22 protein-coding genes are annotated in these 22,919 nt (G+C 73.9%); 8 read left to right on the forward strand and 14 right to left on the reverse strand.

Features of this window, described 5'->3' with window-relative positions; translation table 11 throughout:
* Nucleotides 1–6 precede the first annotated feature (6 nt).
* The 3 genes from pknB to BJ968_RS11115 all read left to right on the forward strand — a co-directional run bounded on the left by pknB (nt 7) and on the right by BJ968_RS11115 (nt 3,096).
* Complete coding sequence (pknB, locus tag BJ968_RS11105; RefSeq protein WP_218884993.1) at nt 7–1,995, forward strand: Stk1 family PASTA domain-containing Ser/Thr kinase; 1,989 nt, start codon at nt 7–9, stop codon at nt 1,993–1,995.
* Nucleotides 1,992–2,813 carry a metallophosphoesterase gene (locus tag BJ968_RS11110; RefSeq protein ID WP_179751809.1) on the forward strand — a complete coding sequence of 274 codons (822 nt, stop codon included), beginning with the start codon at nt 1,992–1,994 and terminating at the stop codon, nt 2,811–2,813. The genes pknB and BJ968_RS11110 overlap by 4 nt, the downstream gene beginning before the upstream one ends.
* A gap of 85 nt (nt 2,814–2,898) precedes the next feature.
* On the forward strand, nt 2,899–3,096 hold the full coding sequence (locus BJ968_RS11115; protein ID WP_179751811.1) for a hypothetical protein: 198 nt from the start codon (nt 2,899–2,901) through the stop codon (nt 3,094–3,096).
* 43 nt (nt 3,097–3,139) lie between these two features.
* Here BJ968_RS11115 and BJ968_RS11120 read toward each other — a convergent pair whose 3' ends face one another.
* Genes BJ968_RS11120 through BJ968_RS11130 form a run of 3 tightly spaced genes read right to left on the reverse strand, consistent with a single transcriptional unit; the run spans nt 3,140 to nt 5,920 of the window.
* The gene (locus tag BJ968_RS11120) at nt 3,140–3,571 is read right to left on the reverse strand and encodes an arsenate-mycothiol transferase ArsC (RefSeq protein WP_179751813.1); all 432 of its coding nucleotides are present in this window, start codon (nt 3,569–3,571) and stop codon (nt 3,140–3,142) included.
* Nucleotides 3,572–3,629: 58 nt separating this feature from the next.
* Entirely contained in the window at nt 3,630–5,069 is a 1,440-nt protein-coding gene (locus BJ968_RS11125) for a sugar porter family MFS transporter (RefSeq protein WP_179751815.1), read from the reverse strand.
* The gene (locus tag BJ968_RS11130) at nt 5,066–5,920 is read right to left on the reverse strand and encodes a phytanoyl-CoA dioxygenase family protein (RefSeq protein ID WP_179751817.1); all 855 of its coding nucleotides are present in this window, start codon (nt 5,918–5,920) and stop codon (nt 5,066–5,068) included. Before BJ968_RS11130 ends, BJ968_RS11125 begins: the two co-directional genes overlap by 4 nt.
* A gap of 133 nt (nt 5,921–6,053) precedes the next feature.
* Here BJ968_RS11130 and BJ968_RS11135 point away from each other — a divergent pair, with 133 nt between their 5' ends.
* The 3 genes from BJ968_RS11135 (at nt 6,054) to BJ968_RS11145 (ending at nt 8,133) form a co-directional block, all read left to right on the forward strand.
* Nucleotides 6,054–7,094, forward strand: coding sequence for a substrate-binding domain-containing protein (locus BJ968_RS11135; protein WP_179751819.1), 1,041 nt, complete (start codon nt 6,054–6,056; stop codon nt 7,092–7,094).
* A 297-nt stretch (nt 7,095–7,391) separates the two neighbouring features.
* Nucleotides 7,392–7,766, forward strand: coding sequence for a VOC family protein (locus BJ968_RS11140; RefSeq protein ID WP_179751822.1), 375 nt, complete (start codon nt 7,392–7,394; stop codon nt 7,764–7,766).
* A gap of 112 nt (nt 7,767–7,878) precedes the next feature.
* Nucleotides 7,879–8,133, forward strand: a complete 255-nt coding sequence (locus tag BJ968_RS11145; RefSeq protein WP_179751824.1) for a hypothetical protein — start codon at nt 7,879–7,881, stop codon at nt 8,131–8,133.
* 153 nt (nt 8,134–8,286) lie between these two features.
* Here the strand turns inward: BJ968_RS11145 and BJ968_RS11150 are convergent, their stop codons facing one another.
* Together BJ968_RS11150 and BJ968_RS11155 are read right to left on the reverse strand one after the other, a co-directional pair.
* Nucleotides 8,287–8,739, reverse strand: a complete 453-nt coding sequence (locus BJ968_RS11150; RefSeq protein ID WP_343077964.1) for a type II toxin-antitoxin system VapC family toxin — start codon at nt 8,737–8,739, stop codon at nt 8,287–8,289.
* On the reverse strand, nt 8,666–8,896 hold the full coding sequence (locus BJ968_RS11155) for a FitA-like ribbon-helix-helix domain-containing protein (protein ID WP_179751828.1): 231 nt from the start codon (nt 8,894–8,896) through the stop codon (nt 8,666–8,668). The genes BJ968_RS11150 and BJ968_RS11155 overlap by 74 nt, the downstream gene beginning before the upstream one ends.
* A gap of 813 nt (nt 8,897–9,709) precedes the next feature.
* On the opposite strand from BJ968_RS11155, the gene BJ968_RS11160 reads away from it, so the two are divergent.
* The gene (locus tag BJ968_RS11160; RefSeq protein ID WP_179751830.1) at nt 9,710–11,974 is read left to right on the forward strand and encodes an NB-ARC domain-containing protein; all 2,265 of its coding nucleotides are present in this window, start codon (nt 9,710–9,712) and stop codon (nt 11,972–11,974) included.
* Nucleotides 11,975–12,167: 193 nt separating this feature from the next.
* On the opposite strand, the gene BJ968_RS25665 is transcribed toward BJ968_RS11160, so the two are convergent.
* Both BJ968_RS25665 and BJ968_RS11165 read right to left on the reverse strand, forming a co-directional pair.
* On the reverse strand, nt 12,168–12,296 hold the full coding sequence (locus BJ968_RS25665; protein WP_281372706.1) for a hypothetical protein: 129 nt from the start codon (nt 12,294–12,296) through the stop codon (nt 12,168–12,170).
* A 188-nt stretch (nt 12,297–12,484) separates the two neighbouring features.
* Nucleotides 12,485–12,640: a hypothetical protein gene (locus BJ968_RS11165; RefSeq protein WP_179751832.1), complete on the reverse strand. Its 156-nt coding sequence runs from the start codon at nt 12,638–12,640 to the stop codon at nt 12,485–12,487.
* Nucleotides 12,641–12,933: 293 nt separating this feature from the next.
* On the opposite strand from BJ968_RS11165, the gene BJ968_RS11170 reads away from it, so the two are divergent.
* A complete protein-coding gene (locus tag BJ968_RS11170) occupies nt 12,934–13,359 on the forward strand; it encodes a hypothetical protein (RefSeq protein WP_179751834.1) in 426 nt (141 codons plus the stop codon).
* A 2-nt stretch (nt 13,360–13,361) separates the two neighbouring features.
* Here BJ968_RS11170 and BJ968_RS11175 read toward each other — a convergent pair whose 3' ends face one another.
* From BJ968_RS11175 to BJ968_RS11205, 7 genes are all read right to left on the reverse strand, one after another.
* Nucleotides 13,362–13,655 carry a hypothetical protein gene (locus tag BJ968_RS11175; RefSeq protein ID WP_179751836.1) on the reverse strand — a complete coding sequence of 98 codons (294 nt, stop codon included), beginning with the start codon at nt 13,653–13,655 and terminating at the stop codon, nt 13,362–13,364.
* A 144-nt stretch (nt 13,656–13,799) separates the two neighbouring features.
* Nucleotides 13,800–14,507 (reverse strand): TetR family transcriptional regulator, encoded by a 708-nt coding sequence (locus tag BJ968_RS11180; protein WP_218884995.1) that lies wholly within the window; start codon nt 14,505–14,507, stop codon nt 13,800–13,802.
* The gene (gene atzF / locus BJ968_RS11185; protein WP_179751838.1) at nt 14,504–16,183 is read right to left on the reverse strand and encodes an allophanate hydrolase; all 1,680 of its coding nucleotides are present in this window, start codon (nt 16,181–16,183) and stop codon (nt 14,504–14,506) included. The genes BJ968_RS11180 and atzF overlap by 4 nt, the downstream gene beginning before the upstream one ends.
* Entirely contained in the window at nt 16,180–19,785 is a 3,606-nt protein-coding gene (uca, locus tag BJ968_RS11190) for an urea carboxylase (protein ID WP_179751840.1), read from the reverse strand. The genes atzF and uca overlap by 4 nt, the downstream gene beginning before the upstream one ends.
* Complete coding sequence (locus BJ968_RS11195; RefSeq protein WP_425491488.1) at nt 19,782–20,462, reverse strand: urea amidolyase associated protein UAAP2; 681 nt, start codon at nt 20,460–20,462, stop codon at nt 19,782–19,784. The genes uca and BJ968_RS11195 overlap by 4 nt, the downstream gene beginning before the upstream one ends.
* Complete coding sequence (locus tag BJ968_RS11200; RefSeq protein WP_179751842.1) at nt 20,459–21,286, reverse strand: urea amidolyase associated protein UAAP1; 828 nt, start codon at nt 21,284–21,286, stop codon at nt 20,459–20,461. Before BJ968_RS11200 ends, BJ968_RS11195 begins: the two co-directional genes overlap by 4 nt.
* Nucleotides 21,283–22,869 carry an APC family permease gene (locus BJ968_RS11205; RefSeq protein ID WP_179751844.1) on the reverse strand — a complete coding sequence of 529 codons (1,587 nt, stop codon included), beginning with the start codon at nt 22,867–22,869 and terminating at the stop codon, nt 21,283–21,285. The genes BJ968_RS11200 and BJ968_RS11205 overlap by 4 nt, the downstream gene beginning before the upstream one ends.
* Nucleotides 22,870–22,919: the final 50 nt, after the last annotated feature.

Raw genomic sequence — 22,919 nt, forward strand, 5'->3', positions numbered from 1 at the left:
AGAGCAGTGACGGACACGACGACTGGCCACGGGCTGCCGGCGCCGCGCGTGCTCGGCGGCCGGTACGAGGTCGGCAACCTGCTCGGTCGCGGCGGCATGGCCGAGGTGCACGTCGCGCGCGACACCCGCCTGGGGCGGACCGTGGCGGTGAAGCTGCTGCGCTCGGACCTGGCGCGCGACCCCTCCTTCCAGGCGCGGTTCCGCCGGGAGGCGCAGGCCGCGGCGGGCCTGAACCACCCCTCGATCGTCGCGGTCTACGACACCGGCGCCGAGACGATCACCGAGCACGGCGGCGGTCGCGTCGAGCTGCCGTGGATCGTCATGGAGTACGTGGAGGGCCGGACGCTGCGCGACGTGCTGCGCTCGGACCACCCGCTGGCCATCGAGGAGGCGCTGTCCATCACCGAGGGGGTCCTCGGGGCGCTGGAGTACTCGCACCGCATGGGCATCGTCCACCGCGACATCAAGCCCGCCAACGTGATGATCACGCCGGCGGGCGAGGTCAAGGTCATGGACTTCGGGATCGCGCGCGCCGTCAGCGACTCCTCCGCGACGCTGACCCAGACGTCGGCGGTCATGGGCACGGCGCAGTACCTGTCCCCGGAGCAGGCGCGCGGGGAGCAGGTCGACTCCCGCAGCGACCTGTACTCCACGGGCTGCCTGCTGTACGAGATCCTCACCGGCCGGCCCCCCTTCACCGGGGACGCGCCCGTCGCGGTGGCCTACCAGCACGTCTCGGAGCAGCCGCGGCCGCCGTCGGCGCTCGTGCCGAACCTGACGCCGGCGATCGACCAGGTCGTGCTCATGGCCCTGTCGAAGGACCGGGAGAACCGCTACCAGAGCGCGGGGGACTTCGCCGACGACCTGCGCCGGGCCGTGGAGGGCCGCCCGCTGCGGGGGGCGAGCTTCCCGGACGACCCGGCCGCGCAGCAGGCGACGCAGCGGTTCGCGGCGGCCGCGGCGGCGACGACCGTCGCCCCGGCGGTCCCGGCAGGACCGGCGACGGGGACGCTGCCGCGCGTCACCGACGACCCCGGCCCGGAGGCCGCGCGCAGCCGGCGGTGGCCGTGGGTGGTGCTCGTCGTCGCGCTGGTGCTGGGCATCGGCGGGACGGTCTACGCGCTGGCGAACGACGGCGGCGGCCGGGACGGCTCGGCGACCGGGACGTCCTCGACGCCGGTGACGGTCCCCGTGCCGGACGTCGTCGACCAGGCGCAGGCCGACGCCGAGAAGGCGCTCACCGACGCCGGCCTCGCACCGAGGGTGACGACGGCCGCGGACGACACCGTGGCCGAGGGGAACGTCGTCAGCACCGACCCGGTGGCCGGGACGCCGGTCCTGGCCGGCGGCACCGTGAACGTCGTCGTGTCCACCGGCCCGGACGCCGTCGCGGTGCCCGACGTGTCGGGTCTGACGCAGGAGGCGGCGCGGTCGGCGCTGACGGGGGCCGGGTTCACCGTCGGCAACGTCACCACGACCGACGACCCGAGCGTCGGCGAGGGCAGGGTCGTCTCCACCGACCCCGCGATCGGGACCTCGCAGCCGAAGGGGACGAGCATCGGGATCGAGGTGGCCAGCGGGCAGGTCACCGTCCCCGACGTCACCGGCAAGTCCGAGTCTGAGGCCACCGACCAGCTCAACGACCTGGGGTTCCGGGTGAACACCAGCGAGAGGACCACCGGCGACGCCGAGCCGGGCACCGTCGTCGAGCAGGACCTGCCGGCGCAGACGAAGGTCGACGTCGGCAGCGTCGTCAACCTCGTCGTCGCCGCGCAGCCGACGGCGACGAGCTCGCCCACCTCGACGTCGACCTCGACCTCGTCCCCGACGGGCTCGTCGACGTCGACCGCGACGAGCTCCCCGACCGACGGGTCCTCGGCCGTCGGCGTCCCCTCGGGCTCGCGCGGCAACGGGAACGGCAACGGCGGCGGCAACGGGAACGGCGGCGGGAACGGCAACGGGAACGGCGGCGGGGACGGGGACGAGGACCAGTGACGCGCGTCCTGCACCTGTCCGACACGCACCTCCTGGCCGGCGGTGCCCTGCACGGCGGGCTCGTCGACACCACCGCGGCGCTCGGGCACGTCCTGGAGTCGCTGCACCGCGTCGGGCCCCTCGACGCCGTCGTGGTGTCGGGGGACGTCTCCGACGACGGCACCGTCGCCTCCTACGAGACGGTCCGGGACCTGGTGGGCCCCTTCGCGCGCGCCCACGGGGCCGTGCCGGTGTTCGCGATGGGCAACCACGACCTGCCCGAGGGGTTCACGCGGGTGCTGGGCCCGACGCGCTCGGTGCACGACGTCGACGGGTTCCGGTTCGTGGTGCTGGACTCCTCGGTGCCCGGCATGGGGTACGGGTCGCTGGGGGCCGAGCAGCTGGACTGGCTGCGCTCGGTGCTGGCGACGCCCGCGCCGCGGGGGTCCGCCGTCGTCGTCCACCACTCCCCCGTCCCGGCGCCCACGGTGCTGCACGAGGGGCTGAAGCTGCAGGACCCGGGCGGCCTGCTGGCCGCGCTGGAGGGGTCGGACGTGCGGGTCGTGCTGTCGGGGCACTACCACCACCCGGCGGCGCAGACGCTGGCCTCGGGCCTGACCCTGCTGGTCGCCCCGGCCGTCGCCAACCGCGCCGACCCGTTCGCCGCCCCGGGGCGCGAGCGGATCCTGCGCGGGTCGGGGGCGCTGCTCGTCGAGGTCGACGACCGCGGGGTGCGCTCGCACGTCCTGTCGGTCCCCTCCCCCGGTGACGGGGAGGAGCTGTTCGAGCTGGACGAGGCGACCGTGGCGCGGATCGTCGCCGAGTCCGGGCCGGCCTGAGCCGGGGACCGATCTGCCCGAACCGGTGGCGACGGGCCGTCACGGCGTGCGACGGTGAGGTGCTCCGGAGGAAGGGAACAGCGTCGTGACCTCGTTCGCCGTCATCACCGCCACGCTCGTCGTCGTGGCCCTCGTCCTGCTGGTTCTCATCGTCGCGCTGACGGTGCGCGACCGGGCCCGCGACCGGTCCTGGCGGCACGTCCCGCACCGGGACGACTGGGACCTCGCGACGTCGCGCGGGGTCGGCGGGTACCGGCACGACCAGCCCGGCCCGGGGGCCTGAGGACTCACGCCCCGGTCGGTCCCGGCCGGTCAGCCCCGGCCGGTCAGCCCCGGCCGGTCAGCCGCCGGTGCAGCTGCTCGACGCGGGCGGCGATGTCGTCGCGGACCAGCCGCATCCGCTCCTCGCCCTCGATGCCGCGGGTGGAGGGCTCGTCGGTCTCCCACACCTCCACCGCGGTCCCGCCGGTGGGCTCGACGCGGGCCTCGTCGCCGAGGACGACGACGAGGTCGGCGTCCTGGACGAGCTCGTCGGTCAGCTGCCGCGTCCGCTGGTCGCCGATGTCGACGCCGACCTCGCGCAGGCTCTCGACGGCCTGCGCGTTGAGCGACGTCCCGGCCCGGGTGCCGGCGGACCCGACCCGGACGGGGTGGTCGGGGTGGGCGGCGACGAGCTGCCGCATGAGGCCGGCGGCCATCTGCGACTTGCCGCCGTTCCGGACGCAGACGAACAGGACGCTGGGTGCGGTGGTGGTCATCGCGGGGTCTCCGGGGGCGGGAGGGGGTTCTCGGTCCCCACGATGGTGACGGACCGCCTCAGTCCCGGCGCGACCCGACCGCGTGGGCGTCCGGGACGCGGACCTGCGCGGCGGCGACGTTGTCGACGAACCGGCCGGGCCGGCGCAGGGCCTGCTCGACCTGCTCCAGGCTGCGGCCCTTGGGCTCGGGCACGTACCGGGCGACGAACACGATGCACAGCACGTTCATGAGGGCGTAGATGCCGAACGTGGCGGTGCGGCCGATGGTGTTCACGGCGGTGAGCGCGGTGACGGCGATGAGCAGGTCGAAACCCCACAGGGTGAGGGCGGCCAGGCTGGTCGCGGGTCCGCGCACCGCCAGCGGCAGGATCTCCGGCCCGAGCAGCCACACGACCGACTGCATGCTGACGCCGTTGAGCCCGATGTACGCGAACAACGCCCCCACGATGACCCACTGCTGGGCGGTGGACGTCTGCTCGGGCAGGAACGACAGCGCGAGGACGCCCATCGCGATCGCCGAACCCGGCATGAGCAGCAGCAGGATGCGGCGGCGGCCGACGCGGTCGAGGAGCAGGGTCCCCGCGATCCCGGCGGCGACGAGCATGACGCCGATGCCGATGCCGGTGAGCAGGGCGACGGAGTCGCCGAACCCGGCGTCGGTCAGCACGGTCGGGGCGTAGTAGACGACCGCGTTGATGCCGGTGAGCTGGGAGAACATGGCGATGCCGAGCGCGGCGACGAGGGCGGGGCGGATCCAGCCCCGGCGCAGTTCCTTCCAGGGGTTGGTCGGCAGCCGGTCCTGCACGGCGTGGATGCCGGCGATCTCGGCGTCGACGTCGTCCTCGGGGCGGCGCAGCCGGGCGAGGACCCGGCGGGCCTCGTCGGTGCGGCCGGCTTCGACGAGCCAGCGAGGGCTCTCGGGCAGCCGCGTCATGCCGATCACGAGGACGACGGCGGGCACGACGGCGAGGGCGAACATCCACCGCCAGCCGCCGCTGCCGGCCAGCAGGTAGCCGCAGACGTAGGCGACGAGCTGTCCGATGGCGACCATGAGCTGGAACAGGACCATGAGCCGGCCCCGGATCCCCGGCGGGGCCATCTCGGCGATGTAGACGGGGACCATCGCGGAGGCCCCGCCGACGGACAGGCCCAGCACGAACCGGGCTGCGATGAGCGAGCCGGTGTCGGGGGCCAGGGCGGCGGCGACCGCGCCGAGGCCGAAGACGACGGCCACGGCGGCGACGATCCGCCTGCGTCCGTAGCGGTTCGACAGCGCGCCGCCGCCGAGGGCGCCGACCATGGCGCCGACGAGGATGGCGCTGACGACGATCTCCTGCTGCCGGGAGGACAGGCCGAAGTCGCGGCTGAGGAACAGCAGCGCGCTGGAGATGATGCCGGTGTCGTAGCCGAACAGGAGCCCGCCGAGGGCGGAGGTCGCGGCGACGGCGTAGACGAGCCGGGGCTGTCCGGTCGCGGGCGCCGCGGCGGCGGCGCTCACGCCTCACCCATGACGAGGCCCTCGATGGTGTGCTTCTGGGTGATGGGGGTGAGCTCGTCGACGACGGGGCAGTGCAGGTGGGCCTTGACCCGCTCGGGCAGGGTCTCCCAGTACCGCTTCGTGACGGCCATGTCGTGGTGCTCGGCGTTGCCGGCGCCGGGGGCGTCGACGCCCAGGACGAGCACGGGCCGGGCCTTCTCGGAGTGGTTCGTCGTGCCGCGGTGGATGGTCAGCGCCGAGCGCGCCGAGACGTCACCGCGCTGCGGGTACTTGCGGACGGCGCGTTCCTCGTACCGGCCGTAGTCGGCCTTGTCGGGGAACATCTCGTGCTTGAACTGCGTCCCGTCGTCGAACTGGGTACCGAGGGCGATCTCGAACGGGCCCATGTCCTCCTCGGTGTCGACGGCGGTGAGGTTGAAGGCCAGGGAGGTCAGGCGCCCGTCGCGCTTGGTCTCCTCGGGGGCGGGGAAGTCGCGGTGCCAGGGCTGGTTCACGGCGCCGGCGAAGGGGACGTCGAACCCGAGTTCGACGATCTCGTAGTCCGGCCCGAGGACGCCCTCGCAGACCCGGCGGACCCACGGGTGGTCGACGAGGTCGACGAACCCGCGCAGCTGCTCGGGGTGGATCTCCACGTAGTAGCGGTTGGGGCCGCGGCCGACGGCGCCGTCGGGGCGGGAGCGGGCCTCGGAGAACGCGGCCTCGATGTCCTCGCGGAGCCGGTCGGCCCACTCGGTGCTGAAGGCGCCCTTGCGGGCGACGATGCCGTCGCGGTGGATGGTCGCGACGAGTTCCTCGGTGCTGGGGCCCTGGTCCTGCGTCTGGTCCGGAACGTGCTGAGCTTCCGCGGTCATGACGTCCACCTCTTCGTCGAGTACGGGGTTCGCCCCAGTCTGCAACGTGGCATGCCACGTGGCAAGCGGACAGGGCGACCACCCGTGCGACGATCGGCGGGCAACGCGGTGGGACGGACGGGAGAGGTGCTGGGTGACGGCGAACCTGCGGGAGATCGCGGCGAGGGCCGGGGTCTCGGTGCGGACGGTGTCCAACGTCGTCAGCGGGGCCGGCCCGGTCGCCCCCGCCACCCGCGCCCGCGTCCAGCAGGTCCTCGACGAGGTCGGCTACCGGCCCAACCTGGCCGCCCGGCACCTGCGCGGCGGCCGGACCGGCGTCGTCGGCCTCGTCGTGCCCGAGCTGACCTCCGCCTACTTCGCCGAGCTGGCCGGGCTCGTCGTCGCCAGCGCCCTCGACCGGTCCTGGACGGTCGTCGTCAACGAGTCCGGCGGCACCGCCGAGGGCGAGCGCCGCCTGCTGACCGGCGGCGGCAGCCGCATGCTCGACGGCCTGGTCGTCAGCCCCTGGGCCCTGCCGCCGCAGGAGCTGTCCGCGCACGCCGACCGGCTGCCGCTGGTGGTGCTGGGCGAGCGGGACCCCGCCGGGACCGCCGACCACGTCACCGTCGACAACGTCGCCGCCGCGCACGCCGTCACCACCCACCTCGTCGGGCTGGGGCGGCGGCGCATCGCCGCGGTCGGCCTGCAACCGCAGCTGGCCAACGGCACCGCCGCGCAACGGCTCCTGGGCTACCGGCAGGCCCTCGCCGACGCGGGCCTGCCGCACGAGGAGGCCCTCGAGGTGCCCGTGGCGACGCTGCACCGCGCCGAGGGCGCCCGCGCGGCCCACGCCCTGCTGGACGGCCCGCACCCGCCCGACGCCGTCTTCTGCTTCAGCGACGGCCTGGCCCTGGGCGCGCTGCGGGTGCTGCTGCGCAGCGGGCGGCGGGTGCCCGAGGACGTCGCCCTCGCCGGGTTCGACGACGTCGAGGACGGCCGCTACGCGACCCCGTCGCTGACGACCGTCTCCCCCGACAAGCGGCAGATCGCCGACCGCGCCCTGGCGTGCCTGGCCGACCGGATCGGCCGGCGCGGACCCGCTGCGGCGCAACGCATCGTCGTCCCCCACCGGCTCGTCGTGCGGGAGAGCACGGCGGGCGCGCAGGAGACGTCGCAGGGCACCGGTCCCGCCTGAGCACCCCGGTGACGGTCGACGGGCCGCGCCCGTCCGTCGTCAGCCGGGGTCGGTCCCCTCGCGACGGTGGGAGGGCCCCGGGCCCGCGCGGCGGTGCGGCTGCTCCTCGACGTGAGCGGGCACGTGCTGGCTACGCTGGCCGGGAGCCCCCGATGGGCGAGACGAAGGAGGAAACCCTCCCGGCTGGACGACGTTCCGGCCGGTTCCCCGCCGCCCGGGGGCTCGTCGTCAGGTGCACCTCGCACCGGCCCGTCGCTCCCGCGCACCCCACCCCGCGATCCCCGCGCAGGAGCACCCGTGACCGCCTCGTTCAACCACACCATCATCGTCAGCACCGACCGCGAGCAGTCGGCCGCCTGGTACCGCGACCTCCTCGAAGCCGAGGACGCCCCGTCCTGGGGGATCTTCACGAACCTGCTGATCGGGGACGGCGTCCTGCTGCAGTTCGCCGAGCCGCCGGTGGAGATCCAGATGCAGCACTACGCCTTCCTCGTCGACGACGAGCACTTCGACCGCGCGTACGCCAAGCTCGTCGAGCGCGGCGTCGAGCACTGGGCCGACCCTCGACGGCAGCAGCCGGGCCGGTGGAACACCGAGCACGGCGGCCGTGGCGTCTACGTCATGGACCCGGCGGGGCACGGGATCGAACTGCTGACCCGCCCCTACCTCTGAGGCGCCCGGCAGGACCGCCGGGCGGTCGCAGAACGCCCGGGCCGTCCAGGACCGGCACGACCTCGCCGACGTCCTGCGGGGCCTGGTCCCGGCCCTCGTCGGCCTCGTCCTGGTGCTCGTCCTCCTCGCCCGGCCCCCTGCCGTCGCCTTCACCGCGGAGGGGGTGCGGATCCGCTCCTCCCTGCGCTTCGGGCCGCTGGTCGCCTGGTCCGAGGTGGTGGACGTCAGGGTGCGAGGACGCTGGGACGAGGAGCCCTCGATCCGGTTGCCGGTCCAGGGACACCTGCGCCGGTGGTCGCTGCGGGGGATGCCGGAGGAGGACGTGCGGCGGTTGGCTGAGGCCTTCACGCGATGGCGCGAGGCCTGATCCAGGAGCGCACCGTCCGACCAGCGGTCGGACCACGAGGTCGTCGAGCACGGAGAGGGCCGCGACCGTGCGCCCGGGCACCGCGCGATCGGACGCGAGAGCGTGACGTCACCGGTCGCCCGTGACCGCGCACTGGACGCACGTGCGCGGGTGTCAGGTCAGGACCTCCACCTCGCACGTGATCCCCGGTGCACGGGACAGGCGCGCGTCGGCGGTGACCAGCACGACGTCCAGGGCCTCGGCCAGGGCGACGTAGGCGGCGTCGTAGCTGGTGACGGTGTGCCGCAACTCCCAGCAGCGGGGCAGGAGGGCGCGGTGTGCGGCTCGTCGCAGAGGCACGTCGACGAGGTCGCGCAGAGCGAGGTCGGCGCGGCGGTCGGGCAGGCGTCCGCTCGCGGCCGCGCGACGTAGGACGGAGGCCACCTCGAGGTCGATCACCTCGGGAGCGGTGAGGACCTCTCGGCGCAGACGCTCCCGAGCCCGGTCCCCGTCGGGTCCGTCGTCGGCGAGTGCCGGTGCCAGGACGCTGGCGTCAACGACGATCACGGTCTTCGTGCACCGCCTCGACGGCGTCGCGGAAGGACAGGTTGCCGCCGGCTCGTCCACCGGCCCGCTCGAGGACTTCGTCCAGGGAGGGGGTGCTGGCCTCCTCGATGAGTCTGGTGAGGAGGTACTCCTGCAGGGACTGGTGAGCGAGGGCGGCGCGACGCCGCAAGACGGCGTGCGTCTCGTCGGGGACGTCCTTGATCTGCACGCTGGGCATGGCGCCATGTTGGCGCTAGGACATGTGCTCTGCAAGCACTTGCTCTCCGGCACCCGCGACGTACCGGCGGGTGAGGGCGTGCCGCGGCTCCCGGCAGCGAGGCGGGCCGACCCGCTCCCCGCGACCCGTGGGCCGTCACGGGCTGACCGGGACGCTCACCGCCCGTGCTGTGGAGGGACGGGCGGGAGGTCCCCCGGGGTGCACAGGCCGCCGGTCCCGGGGTGGGCGGCCGCCGCTGTGGACGGCGCCGGGGAGCGGTCCCGGCCGGACCGCACACCGTCCGGAGAACGGCACGACCGCGAGCCGTCGAGGACGTGGACGGCGCCGTGACCGCGGACGTGCCGAACTTCCGCTCAGGAGGTTCGACGCCTGGTATTCACGACGCATGACTGTAGTGTTGCGCCCAGACGCCGATGGTCAGATCCGCACGACGTGGACATCGGTTTGATGTCGATCCCGTGATGGGCGGTGATCATGGGGAACCGTTGGAAGCACCTGTTGCTGGTGGCCATCCCTTCGTTCCTCCTCGTTCTCCTCACGATCTTAATCAACATCACGACCGGCGCCACTAGACCACGTCTGCTGGCTGACCACCTCACGTCGTCATGGGTACTCCTCGGAGTTGTCACCGCGATTTCTGCGCTGATTGCCGTGCAAACGCACCTCGCTGGTCGAGACTCGAGCGAAGGTCATGCCGGTCCCACCCTTGATGCCGCTCTACGGGAGATCACCAAGGACGCCAGATCGGCATCCACCGCTTCCACGGCCCGACTCACCACAGGGTCGGACCTGCCTCGAGGCGCCAGCACTTTCGTGGGCCGCAAGTCCGACACCACCGCCCTCGAGGAACTACTAGTCGGGTCTCGTCGCCGCACGGAGGGTCACCCCGCCGTGCTGTTGCACGGCAAGCCCGGGTGCGGGAAATCTGCGATAGCGGTGCACGTCGCGAAGCGGCTGGTCGCGACGGGCAGGTTCCGCAGCGTGTACGTGAACCTGGGAGGTACTACGCACCGCCCAAAGACGGTGCGCGCCGTGATCGAGGAGGTCTTGACCTCCCTGGGTGAGGACGTCGCCTCGATCCCTTCTTCGGACGGTGCGCGCCAGGCTATGTACCGCCGCGTTCTCAGCGCGTATCCGACCCTGTTGCTGCTCGACGACGCCGGCAAGGATCAGAACTTGGCGGCCCTTCTCCCTGGGGCCAGAACACCGGTCGTCATCACAGCACGGACGAAGTTCTCGCACATCGTGGAACTGGTTCCGCGTCGGATCGACGTGATGACCGAAGCGGAGGCATCGGACTTGCTGATCCACCTGAGCGGTCGAGAACCAGGCACCCTCCTCAGGGAGCAGGTCGTCGAGCTCGCCACGCAGGTCGGGTGCCTGCCTTTGGCTCTGGTGATCGTGTCTGCCATCCTGCGCCGAAGGACAACCACGTCCGCATCGGCTCTGGCGCGGGAGCTGCGGGACGAGTCCACGCGCTTGAGCAAGCTCCGGACGAGTGAGGACCTCGACCTCAGGTCTGCTCTCTCGGTGAGCGTGGCCGCGCTCACCGACGCTGAAGCAGAAGTGTTCCGCAGGTGGGGCGTCGTAAACGCGTCGACCTTGCCCGATGCAGTGGCTCGTCGATTGTCACCGCGTGACGCGGAATCCTCTCGAGCAGCCCTCGACGGCCTTTTCGAATGCCAGCTAATCGACGCCCTGTCGGGTGACCGTTGGGGCATGCACGACCTCATCCGGCTCTACGCGCTGGAAGAGGGGTCCCACGAACCCCCCGCCGCGAGACTGGCGCTGCAGAAGGAGATCTTGACCGCGTACGGCGTGGAAGCACTGGGGAAGAGGAGAGTCCTGGTCGGCCACCGCGACTGGGCGTGGGATTCGAACTCCCTGGACGTCGAAGGACTACCGCTGGCGGCTCAGCGAGAGGTCCCGGAAGACGGCAGGGAAGAGACTGCCGCGCCGGCTGCTCCACCGTTTCCGGTCATGAGGATCCAATCAGTCACGGTCGACTCCCGCGTCATGGAGGCTGTGGAGCACCAACGAGGCGTCCTGTCGTGGTTCATGGCGGAGCAGAACACCATCGACCTCCTCCTCGCTCTGGCGGGTGAGCTCAGGTTGATCGAACCGCTCTGCGACGTGACTTTGAGCCGCGACTCTGTGTGGTCCCTCCTGGGCAACCACCAGGCGCGTGTCCAACCCCTCGAGGTTGCTGCCGAACTCGCGAAGGAAGCCGGTCTCCGCGAACGAGGAGCGGTGCTCACGTACGCCTTGGGCAACGCGTACCGTCACATGGGAAGACCGGTCGACGCGATGCGGTCCCTCGTGGAGAGTGAAGACCTCCTCGCAGCTCAGGGAAACCGCCGGGGGACGGCACACGCCGTCACTCAGCAAGGTCACGTACTCCGGGAGAGCAGAAACCGCGACGAGGCCTGGCGCCGCTACGAACACGCAGCCGATCTGATGGCTGCCGCCGACCCGGGGCTCGGTCTCAGTGAGGTCCAGAGCAACCTATCGATCCTCTTGAAGGAGGAGGGAGACCTCGATGGAGCCGAGGAGATGGCGCGAGAAGCTCTTCGCCGAGCCGAAACGACTCAGAACCCGACGTTGAGCTCCTTGAAGGAGTACGGCTGGATCATGAGCAACTTGGGGGCCGTACTTGGGCGTCGAGGTAGGGTTCTGGAAGCCCAGGACGCTCACTCGTCGAGCCTGCAGGCCTTCGTGCTGGTGAACAACCGAATCGGGCAAGGACACGCCCTGAGGAACGCGGGCGTTTCGGCGTCGCGGCTGGGTGACCCCAGGAGAGGTGAGGAGCTGCTGAAACTGAGTCTTCACGTGTTCTCCCTGGTCGGGTACCGCGACGGGGAGGTGAAGGCGCTGTTCTCCCTGGCGCAGACGAGCCGGAAGCAAGGTCATCCACTGCGGGCGGCTGCGTACGTTTGGCGTGCAGCCAGACGACGTCATCCCGCAGGCAGGTCGAAGAACCTCCGTCGCACGCCGACACCGTTGCGCGGGCGCGTCGCTGCGCCGGCCATCGGGCAGCACCCGCCGTCGAGCGACATGCGAGGGCTCGACTCGATGTAGTTCGGGATCCGGGTAGCCGGTGGAGGCCACGGCGACCTCCATGCGACGTGGGTCAGATCAGACCGCGACGTGCCGGGCACGGCCCGACCTGTCGGGCAGGTGACCGCGGACGGCCGACCACCTCCTCCCGTTGACCTGCCACACCCGCTGCCGGTGTGCACGCGGATTTCCAAGCGACGATCACCCTGGTCGCCTACCCGGCGCTGGTGGCGGCGCCGGCGGCCTCGTGGGGGCAGGTCCACGCCGCCCACTCCCGGCGCATCACCCCGCTGGTCGCCGTCGTGCACGGGGCGGTGCTCGCCGCGCGGGTCCGGGTGCTCACCGCTGGCGGGACGGGCGCCCCGTCCGGGTCGACCGCTTGCGGCTGGTGCGCGCATTGCTGCCCCTCGGGGGTGCGCCGGTCGTTCGGGGGCGGGATCGGGCGCTCGCGTCAGGGACCGCGGCGCTGCTGCCTCAGGGCCGGTCGCCGCCGTCCTCGAGGCAGCTGATCGCGACGTCGGGCAGCTCGTCCTACAGCTGGTGGGCCGAGTGCGAGACCTCATCGTGCCAGGCCTGCTCCTGCCCGGCGTCGGGCCAGCGGTGGTCGGCGTTGATATCCCGGACGGGGTCGTGCACGCCCCACTCGGCCACGACCCGCAGGGCGACGGGGACGTAGGGCTCCTGCACCCGCCGAGAGTGGCGCGCGGAGGTCGCCTCGACCTTGCGCGTCGCAGTTCAGGCTGCCCGGTCCCGGTCCAGCGCCGGAGGGCTCTCGACAGGCCGGCCGCCCCCGGTGGTCTCCCCGAGGACCGACCCGTGGACGCAAGGTCGTCACGGGCCGACCGAGACGCTCACCGCCCGTGCTGTGGAGGGGCGGGCGGGAGGTCCCCCGGGGTGCACAGGCCGCCGGGCCGAGGGTGGGCGGCCGCCGCTGTGGACGGCGCCGGGGAGGGGCCCCGGCCGGACCGCACGCTGTCCGCATGTCGATCCCGCACCGCGCCCTCCTGCCCCCCGTCCGCACGGCCGAGGAGCTCACGGCCCGCTGGCTGCTCGTCGCCGCCGAGGGCGACCTGACCGTCCGCGCGTGGCCGCGGACGGACCTGTGGGTGCAGGTCTTCGACGTCGACGGGCACCAGCAGTCGGCCCTGGTAGTCGTCGAGGACGTCCCGGACCGGCCCGAGGAGCCGTTCCTGCGCAACCTCGCCGGCCTGGTCGCCCGCGTGCTGGCCGAGCAGACCGCGGGCGCCGGGACCGCGGCCTTCGCCCTGTGCCCCGGCACCGCCCGGGACGTGGGGGCCGCGGACCTGGAGTGGGCGACGGGGCTGGTCGCCGCGTGCGCCGCCGAGGGGTCCCGGGTCCTGGGCGTGCACGTCGTGCTGAGCGGACGCGCCGAGCGCGTCCTGTGAGGTCAGCCGACGGGGGCCGGGCGGGGCTGCGCCCGCGGGTTCGGGCGGCGGACGGCCTCCTGCAGCGAGATGCCGCTGATGGCGTCGCACAGCTCCGGCAGCGACTCCAGCACCTCCTCGGCGGTCTCCAGGGAGACGGCCGAGGGGGCGAGGATCGTGACGGTGACCTTCCCGCGGCTGCTGGGGCCCTGGGACACGAAGCAGCCGGGGACGCGTTCGGAGATGCCGGAGATGAAGCCGTTGAGGTCACGCACCCCGATGGGCCTCGTCGTCTCGATGGCCAGGACAGTCTTCATCGCGCTCCTCGGCGTGCAGGTGATCGGTCGTGCCGTTCCACGTGGGTCGGTGACCGGTCCGGTCACCACTCCCCCGCACATCGGCAGCGGCCGGGCGGGTCCACACCGGTCGTGGCCGTTTTCACCCTGAACGGAGCAGGCTCCTCAGGCTCCGCTGCGCCCGGTCACCGCCGCCGCGGCCCGCGGACCGTCCAGCAGCCGTGCGCCGTCGCGCGCGGCGCGGGCGGCGCGCTCCCCGGTGAGGCCGGCGGCCCCCAGGCACGCGGCCGCGACCTGCCCGGCGACGTCGGGGGTCCGCGGCAGGGACGGGGCCATCTCGACCAGGTGCAGGCAGGTGGCGCCGACGACCTCCGGGCTCACCGGGTGCCCCGGGGGGGCCAGGCCGGCGGCGACGTCGGCGGCGAGGTCGGTGTAGACCGCCCGCAGCTGCCGGCGGTGCGCGTGGAACGGCGCGAAGCGCGGCTGCTGCGCCTCGGGCGCGACGTACAGCGCGGCGATCCCCAGCGGCCCGGCGAGGATGGTGCCGACATCGGCCACGACGAGCGCGTGCAGGGCCGCGGCGGCGTCCGGGGCGGCCGCGCGCAGGGCCTCGGCGAGGTCCAGCGTCGGGCGCACGGACGCCTCGAGCAGCTCCAGCAGAATCTCGTCCTTGCCCGCGAAGTGGTGGTAGAGGGAGGCCTGCCGCACCCCCACCGCCTCGGCGATGGCGCGCGTCGACGTGGCGGCGTAGCCGTTCTCGGCGAACAGCGCCGCCGCGGCGTCGAGGATCTCCTGCCGCGGGGAACGGCCGTCCCCGCCCCCGCCGCCCGTGCGGGGACGGCCGACCCGTCCGGTGCCCACCCTGGCGCTCACCCCGCCGATGCTTCCACGACCCCCCGCGAGGCCGAGCGCAGGGCGGCCGGCCACGACCCGGACGCCGTGATCTCCCGCGCCCCGGCCAGGGCCGCCGGCTCGGCGAGGAAGCCGCGGACCACGCGCCCGTCGGACAGGGTGACGGCCCCGATGGTCATGGGCTGCGGCAGCGCCGCGGTGAACGTCCCGAAGCCGCGCGCGGGCAGCCGCCACACCTCCCCCTCGATGCTCGCCCCGTCCGCGTCGCGGACCATGCCCGGCTTGGGCGGGACGGTGTCGAGGGCGAACAGGCGGTACTGCGGCGCGGTGCTGACCGGCCCCACCAGGCTCGCGCCGGCGGCGACGAGCTCGTGGTTCAGCGGCTGGCCGCTGAGGTGGGCGCCGACGACGAGCAGGTCGACGACCGGGTCGGCCCACCGGTCCGCCAGCGCCGCCAGGACCCGGTCGCTGAACGCCGGGCCGGTGAGCATCACCCCGAACGGCAGCCCGTCGACGGTCCCGGCGGGGACGGCGAGGGAGGCCATGTCGAGCAGGTTCGCGAAGTTCGTGAACCGCCCCAGCCGGGAGTTCGCCGCGACGGGCTCGGCGGCGACCTCGGCGAGCGTGGGGTGCCACGTCGTCGTCGGGGTGAGCAGCGCGCTCGTCCCGGCGAGCAGCTCGGCCGCGCGCGCCGCGAGGTGGTCCAGGCGCTCGCGGTCGCGGAAGACGTCGACGGCGGTGACGGACTCCCCGGCCCGCACGATGGCCGCGACCGTGGGGTCCAGGTCGGTGCCGACCAGGTCGGCGTGCCGGGCGACGTGCTCGCCCACCGCGGCCGTGCGCTCGGCGACGAACGCGCCGCCGTACAGCAGCTCGGCCGCCGCCAGCAGCGGCGCGACGTCGACCTCGACGACCTCGGCGCCCGTGGCGCGGACCCGCTCGACGTACCGGGCGAACGCCTGCGCCCAGCCGTCGGCCAGGCCCTCGAGGTGCTCGGCGGTGGGGACCGCGACGCGCGGCCGGGCCGGGGGCGCGGGCAGGGGCGCGTCGGCGCGGGCCAGGGGGTCGCGCCCGTCGGGGCCCGTCACCGTCTCGGCGACGCGGCGGGCGGTGGCGAGGTCGCGGGCGAAGACGGTGACGCAGTCGAGGCTGCGGCAGGCCGGGACGACGCCGGTGTTCGGGACGAGCCCGCGGGTGGGTTTGACCCCGACGATGCCGTGCAGGGCGGCGGGCACGCGCCCGGACCCGGCGGTGTCGGTGCCGAGGGCGACGTCGACGAGACCGAGGGCGACGGCGACGGCGGACCCGGAGCTGGACCCGCCGGAGATCCGGTCGGGGGCGAAGGCGTTGCGGACGGCGCCGTGGGGGCTGCGGGTGCCGACCAGGCCCGTGGCGAACTGGTCCAGGTTCGTCTTGCCCAGGACGAGGGCGCCGGCGGCCCGCAACCGGGCGACCGCGGTGGAGTCCTGCGCGGGGTCGTACGCGAAGGACGGCGCGGCCGCGGTGGTGGGCAGCCCCGCCACGTCGATGTTGTCCTTGACCGCGACGAGGAGCCCCGCCAGCGGTGCGGCCGGGTCGACCGTGGCGGCTTCGGCGGCCACGTCCTCGACGTCGCGCAACGTGATCCACACCTCGGGCCGGTCGGCCTCGGCGATGCGGGCGTAGGCCCGGCGGACCTTCTGCTCCAGCGGGTTCACGCGGCGGCACCTTCCAGCGGGCGGACGGCGAACAGGACCTGGCCGGCCGTGACGGCCTCACCGGGTTTGACGTACACCTCGAGCAGTTCGCCCGCGGCGGGTGCGGTGACGGCGGTCTCCATCTTCATGGCCTCCAGGGCGAGGACGCGCTCGCCGTCGGTGACGGTGGCGCCGGGTTCGGCCGAGACCTGCCAGACGGTGGCGGCGAACGGCGCCTCGACGCCGACGGACCCGGCGGGCAGGTCGACGGGCCCGGCGGCGACCGCGGGGGCCGGTTCGGGTTTGACGTCGAACTCCCCGGAGGCGCGCCAGGCCTCCTTCTCGGCCTCGAACGCCGCGCTCTGGGTGGCGCGGAACGCGGCGATGGACACGGCGTTCTCGGCGAGGAACACCTCGTGCTCGGCGAGGGAGAACGTGCCCTCCTCGACGTCCACCGGGCCCCGGCCCGCGGCGGTCTCCTCGCGCAGCTCGAGCAGTTCCGCGGCGGAGACGGGGTACCACTCGATGCGGTCGAAGAACCGCAGCGCCCACGGGTTCTCCTCGAACAGCCCGCCGCGGCGGAAGCGGTTCCAGACCTGCGTGGTCCGGCCGACGAACTGGTACCCGCCGGGGCCCTCCATGCCGTAGACGCACAGGTACGCGCCGCCGATGCCGACGGAGTTCTCCGCCGTCCAGGTGCGGGCCGGGTTGTACTTCGTGGTGACGAGGCGGTGCCGCGGGTCCAGCGGTGTCGCGACGGGCGCCCCCAGGTACACGTCGCCGAGCCCGAGGACGAGGTAGCTGGCCTCGAACACGGTGCGGAACACGTCGTCGACCGAGTCCAGGCCGTTGACGCGCCGGATGAACTCCAGGTTCGACGGCGTCCACGGGGCGTCGTCGCGGACCCCGGCCATGTACCGCTCGATGGCCAGGTGGGTGGCGGGGTCGTCCCACGACAGCGGCAGCCGCACGCGGCGGGAGGGGACGACGAGGTCGCTGGTGGGCGGCAGCGCGTCGTCGAGCTCGCGCAGCAGCCCCACGAGCTGCGAGGCGCGCAGGACGCTGGCGTCGGTGTGGACCTGCAGGGACCGGATGCCGGGGGTGATGTCGAGGATGCCCGCGGGCCGGTTCTCCTCCAGCGCGGTCATGAGCGCGTGGACGCGCATCCGCAGGCCGAGGTCGAGGACCATGTCGCCGAACTCGACGAGGACGTTGTCGTCGCCGTCGCGGCGGTACGTCGTCGCGGGCCGGGTGGGGGTGCCGGGAACGCGGGCGAGGACCCCGTCGTCGCCGTCGCCGCCGGAGGTGGGGTCCAGGCGCTTGAGGCGGGGCCGCGCGGCCTCGGCCTCGCGCACGGGCAGGAACCGCACCCGGTCACCGGGCCGGAGCTGGCCGAGCTTCCACAGCTCCCCGGACGTCACGACGGCCGGGCAGACGAAACCGCCCAGGGACGGGCCGTCGGGGCCCAGCAGGATCGGGGTGTCGCCCGTGAAGTCGATCGCGCCGACGGCGTAGGGGGTGTCGTGGATGTTGGAGGGGTGCAGCCCGGCCTCGCCGCCGTCGGTGCGGGCCCAGCGCGGGCGGGGGCCGGTCAGCCGGACACCGGTGCGGGCGGAGTTCAGGTGCACCTCGTAGTCGGTGGCGTAGAACTCGTCGAGGTCGGCGCGGGTGAAGAACTCCGGGGCGCCGTGCGGGCCCTCGGTGACGCCGATGGTCCACTCGTGCGCGTACTCGGGGCGGCGGTCGGCCGGGACGGGCCCGGCGATGGTCGTGAACCCCTCCCCCTCGGGCGTCCCCGGGCGCAGCACGTCCCCGGCCTGCAGGGCCCGGCCGCCGTGGCCACCGAACCCGCCGAGGGTGAACGTGGACGCGCTGCCCAGGTAGCGGGGGACGTCGAAGCCGCCGCGGACGGCCAGGGCCAGCCGCAGCCCCGGCCCGGTGGCGGTGCCGATCGCGAGCGTCCCGCCGGCGGGGACCTCGACGGGTTCCCACATCGGGACGGCCGCCCCGTCGACCGTGACGTCGGCGGGTGCGCCCGTGACGCACACGACGGTGTCGACGGAGAACCGCAGCGCGGGGCCGGTCGCGGTGATCTCCAGGCCGGGCGCCCCGACGGGGTTGCCGACGGCGAGGTTCGCCTCCCGCAGCGACCACGGGTCCATGGGCCCCGACGGCGGGACGCCGACCTGCCAGTGGCCGAGGCGGCCGGGCAGGTCCTGCACGGTCGTCATGGCGCCGGGGGTCAGGACGTCGATGCGGGGGTCGGGGTCGTCGGTGACGTCGAGGGTGGAGGTGGAGTGCGTGGCCGTGCGCAGCGGCAGGTCGTCGACGAGGGAGCGCAGCAGGCCCAGGTTCGTCACGACGCCGTCGACGCGGGAGGCGGTCAGGGCCTCCCCGAGCAGGTCGAGGGCGGCGTCGCGGCCGGGGGCCGACGCGATGACCTTGGCGAGCATCGGGTCGTAGAAGGGGGTGACCTCCGAGCCGGTCTCGACCCAGCCGTCGACGCGCACGCCGTCCAGCTCGGGGAACCGCGCGCGGGTCACGAGCCCGGGGCTGGGCGCGTTCTGCTTGGCGGGGTCCTCGGCGTAGACGCGGGCCTCGACGGCGACACCGGTCGGCGCCCACTCGCGCTCGATCGCGTCCCGGACGGCGGGGTCGTCGTGACCGTCGCGGGCCAGGCGCAGCATGAGGTCGACGAGGTCGACGCCGTAGGCGAGCTCGGTGACGGGGTGCTCGACCTGCAGCCGGGTGTTGACCTCCAGGAACGCGGCCTCCTCGCGCACCGGGTCGTAGACGAACTCGACGGTGCCGGCGGAGCGGTACCGCACGGAGGCCGCGAGCCCGGCGGCCGTGGTGGCGATCTGCTCGCGGACGCGGTCCGGCAGCGCGGGCGCGGGGGCCTCCTCGACGACCTTCTGGTTGCGGCGCTGCAGGGAGCAGTCGCGGTCGCCGATGACGGCGACGCGGCCGTGGCCGTCGCCGAAGACCTGGACCTCGACGTGCCGGGCGGGCCGGACGAGCCGTTCGAGGAAGACGCCCGCGGTGCCGAAGTTCGCCGCGGACAGCCGCACGACGCGGTCGTACGCCTCGCGGACCTCCGCGGCGGTGGCGCAGGCCTGCATGCCGATCCCGCCGCCGCCGCCGGTGGCCTTGAGCATGACGGGCAGCCCGACGGCCTCCGCCGCCGCGACGGCCTCGTCGGCGGAGCCGAGCAGACCGGTCCCGGCGAGCATGGGGACACCGGCCCGCCCGGCCAGCTCGCGGGCGGTGTGCTTGCTGCCGAACGCGGTGATCTGCTCGGGGGTGGGGCCGACGAACGCGATCCCGGCCTGCTCGCAGGAGCGGGCGAAGTCGACGTTCTCGGACAGGAACCCGTAGCCGGGGTGGACGGCGCCCGCGCCGGTGGCCAGGGCGGCCTCCAGCAGGGCGTCGGTGCGCAGGTAGGACTCGCGGGCGGGCGCGGGGCCCAGGCGCACGGCGGTGTCGGCCTCGCGGACGTGCGGGGCGGCGCGGTCGGCGTCGGAGTACACCGCGACGGTCCTCAGCCCCAGGCCCTTCGCGGAGCGCAGGATGCGGCGGGCGATCTCGCCGCGGTTGGCGACGAGGAGGGTGTCGAAGCTCACTGCGGTCCTCCCGTCGGCGCGGTCACGATCGTGCGCAGCGGCGTGGGGTTGAAGTCGTTGCAGGGGTTGTTGACCTGCGGGCAGTTGGAGATCACGACGAGGAGGTCGACCTCGGCGCGGAACGCGACGCGCTTGCCGGGACCGGAGATCCCGTCGACGATCCCGAGGGTGCCGTCGGCCTCGACGGGCACGTTCATGAACCAGTTGAGGTTCGAGACGAGGTCCCGGGCCGACAGCCCGTTCCGGGCGCCCTCGGCGAGGAAGTTCTCCCGGCACCCGTGCTGGTGCTCGGTGTGGTGCCCGTACCGCAGGGTGTTGGACTCCTTGCCGCACGCGCCGCCGATGGTGTCCTGGCGCTCGACCTCGTTGGCGACGACGGTGGCCAGCGGAGTGCCGTGCTGGCTGCGCAGCACGGTGCCGGTGCGGACGTAGGCGTTGCCCTGCCAGGCGAGGGTGTCCGGGACGCTGTAGCGCACGGTGCGGTCGGCGTCGGAGAACAGCAGGCAGTCCGCGGACTGGTTCCCGCCGACGTCGACGATCGTCAGGACGTGCCCGGCGCGGACGACGGCCGACCACGGCGCGCGGGCGGGGATGCGGTCGTCGAGGACGACCTCGCCCTCGACGAGGGGTCCGCCCCAGTCCAGGACGGTCCCGGGGTCGGTGTCGGTGATCGTCACAGTCCTCGTGCCTCCGCGTGCTCGATCGTGTTCAGGTACGCCCGGTGCAGCTCGGGGGTGCGGGTGAACCGCTCGTCGTCCGGGCCCGTCGGCGCCGAGCGCCAGGCGTGGACCCGCAGCGGCCCGACGGTGAACCCCGGCCGCGGGTCCAGCGGGTGGGCGGTGTTCGCCACGAGGACGGTGAGCGGCAGCTCGGCGAGCAGTTCCACCTCGGCGGGCCCGGCCGAGCCGAGCCAGCGGAACGCGCCGTCGGCCTCGACGCGGACGCCCTGGAAGAAGCTGACGCTCGGGGGCAGGTCGCGCGGTCCCAGGCCCTGCTTGGCGGCGGCCAGGGTGAGCAGGGCGCGCCCGGACGGGCTGGGCCCCTCGGGGGCCGCGTCCCCGTACTTGCGGGTGTTCCAGGCGTCGGAGGTGGTCCCGCAGAACGCGTCGTGCCGCCCCGAGGTGTCGGCCACGATCGTCGCCAGCACCCGCCCGTCGCCCGACAGCAGCGGGTGACCCTCCCCCAGGTAGGCCTGCCAGGGGATCTTCTGCGTGTCGGCCACGTTGAGCCGTTCCCACGTCGCGAGCGCCGAGAACAGCAGGACGTTCGCGCACGCGTCGCCGGTGACGTCGGTGAACCGCAGCCGGGTCCCGCGGGCCACGACCTTGGAGGTGTAGCCGCCGGGGGCGACGGTCTCGGCCCAGGTGAGCAGCGCGGGGTCGACGTCGGTGGGGGCGAACGGGGAGCTGGAGGCCGGCAGGTACGGCATGGCCTCGGCGAGGTTCCCGGCCTGGGCGCGGGCGTCGTCGCGGGCGGCGGAGACGGTCGAGGTGTTCCTCACGCGGGTTCCTCCACGGGTGCGGGCTGGTGCGGGGCGCCGACCTGCAGCTTCCCCAGGACGATCGACCCGCCGTGGCGGATCCGGTTGCCGCGGTGGACGAGCGCCCCGACGAGCAGCGTCGCGCCGATGAACAGCAGGGCGCTGTACTGCAGCCACCAGGTGCCGTCGGTGAGGTCGTAGACGCTGGCGCGCGGCCAGGCCAGGTTCAGCACCATGCCGGTCTGGTAGACGACGGCCAGGACGTTGACGGGGACCCCCCACCGGCCGAGGGAGAACAGCGGTCTGCCGAACTCGTCGACGCCGCCGGTGGGCAGTTCCCCGCGCAGGCGGCGGACCAGCAGCGGCAGCGTCACCCCGAGGTAGGCCAGGTAGAGCATCGCGATGCACAGGCTGGCCAGGGCGGTGAACACCGCGCTCTGCTCCCAGTTCACCGCGAGGGCGATCGCCGCGCCGACGCCGACGAGGACGGCCGCGCCGATGGGGGTCCCGGTGCGCGGGGAGACCCGCCCCAGGACACCCGCGAAGGGGAACGCCTTCTCGCGGGCCATCGAGTAGACCATCCGCGAACCGGAGGTCTGGACGGCGAGGGTGCAGACGACGACGGCGACGGCGACGCACGCCAGCAGCAGCCGGCCCCCGACGTCACCCAGGCGCGCGGTCAGGACGTACGCCAGCCCGCCCCCGGCGAGGGAACCGTCGACCAGGCTGGGGGCCGCGACGATCCCGCCGACGAGCAGCAGCGCACCGCCGACGCCCGAGAGCACGAGAGCGCGCAGGATGGTCCGCGGCGTCGTGGCCCGCGGCGCGCGGGTCTCCTCCGACAGTTCCCCGGCGGAGTCGAACCCGACCATGACGTAGGCCGCCATGAGGGAACTGGCCAGCCACAACCCGAGGTAGCCGCCCTCCCCGGCCCCCTGGGTGGTCAGGACGGCCGAGGGGCTGCGCTCGGCGTGGCCGAGCAGCGCGACGACGAGGACCACGACGCCGACGATCTCGACGACGACCCCGGCGGAGGTGATGACCGCCATGAGCCGGACGCCGACGGCGTTGACGACGGTCGTGGCGACGAGCAGGAGGACGCCGAGCACGACGGCGTTGTGCGCCCCCGTCGCGGACAGCGGCGAGGGGTCCGCGCCGGGGCCGCCGACGAGCTGGAAACCGGACCAGATCGAGGGGAGCACGGCCTGCAGGGCGATGGCGGCGGTGGCGACGGTCAGGACCTGGCCGACGACCATGACCCAGCCGGTGAACCAGCCGACGTCCGTGCCGGCGAGCCGGCTGGACCACTGGAACACGGCTCCGGAGATCGGGTAGCGGGCGGCGAGCTCGGCGAAGCAGAGGGCCACGAGCAGCTGCCCGGCGAACACCGTCGGCCAGGTCCAGAAGAACCCGGCGCCGCCGAAGCTGAACCCGAGCCCGAAGAGCTGGAACACCGTCGTGAGGATCGAGACGAACGAGAAGCCGGCCGCGAACGAGGCGAAGGGGCCGACGCTGCGGCGCAGGTGCTGGCCGTAGCCGAAGCTGCCGAGGTCGCCGCTGTCGGGGGCGCTGTCGGGACGGGCGCGAGGCACGGGGACGGACATCGTCGATCCCTCCGGTCGGTGGCGCGGGGATACCTGTCGAGCGACAGGTA

The organism is Kineococcus aurantiacus (assembly GCF_013409345.1).
Classification (GTDB): Bacteria; Actinomycetota; Actinomycetes; order Actinomycetales; family Kineococcaceae; genus Kineococcus; species Kineococcus aurantiacus.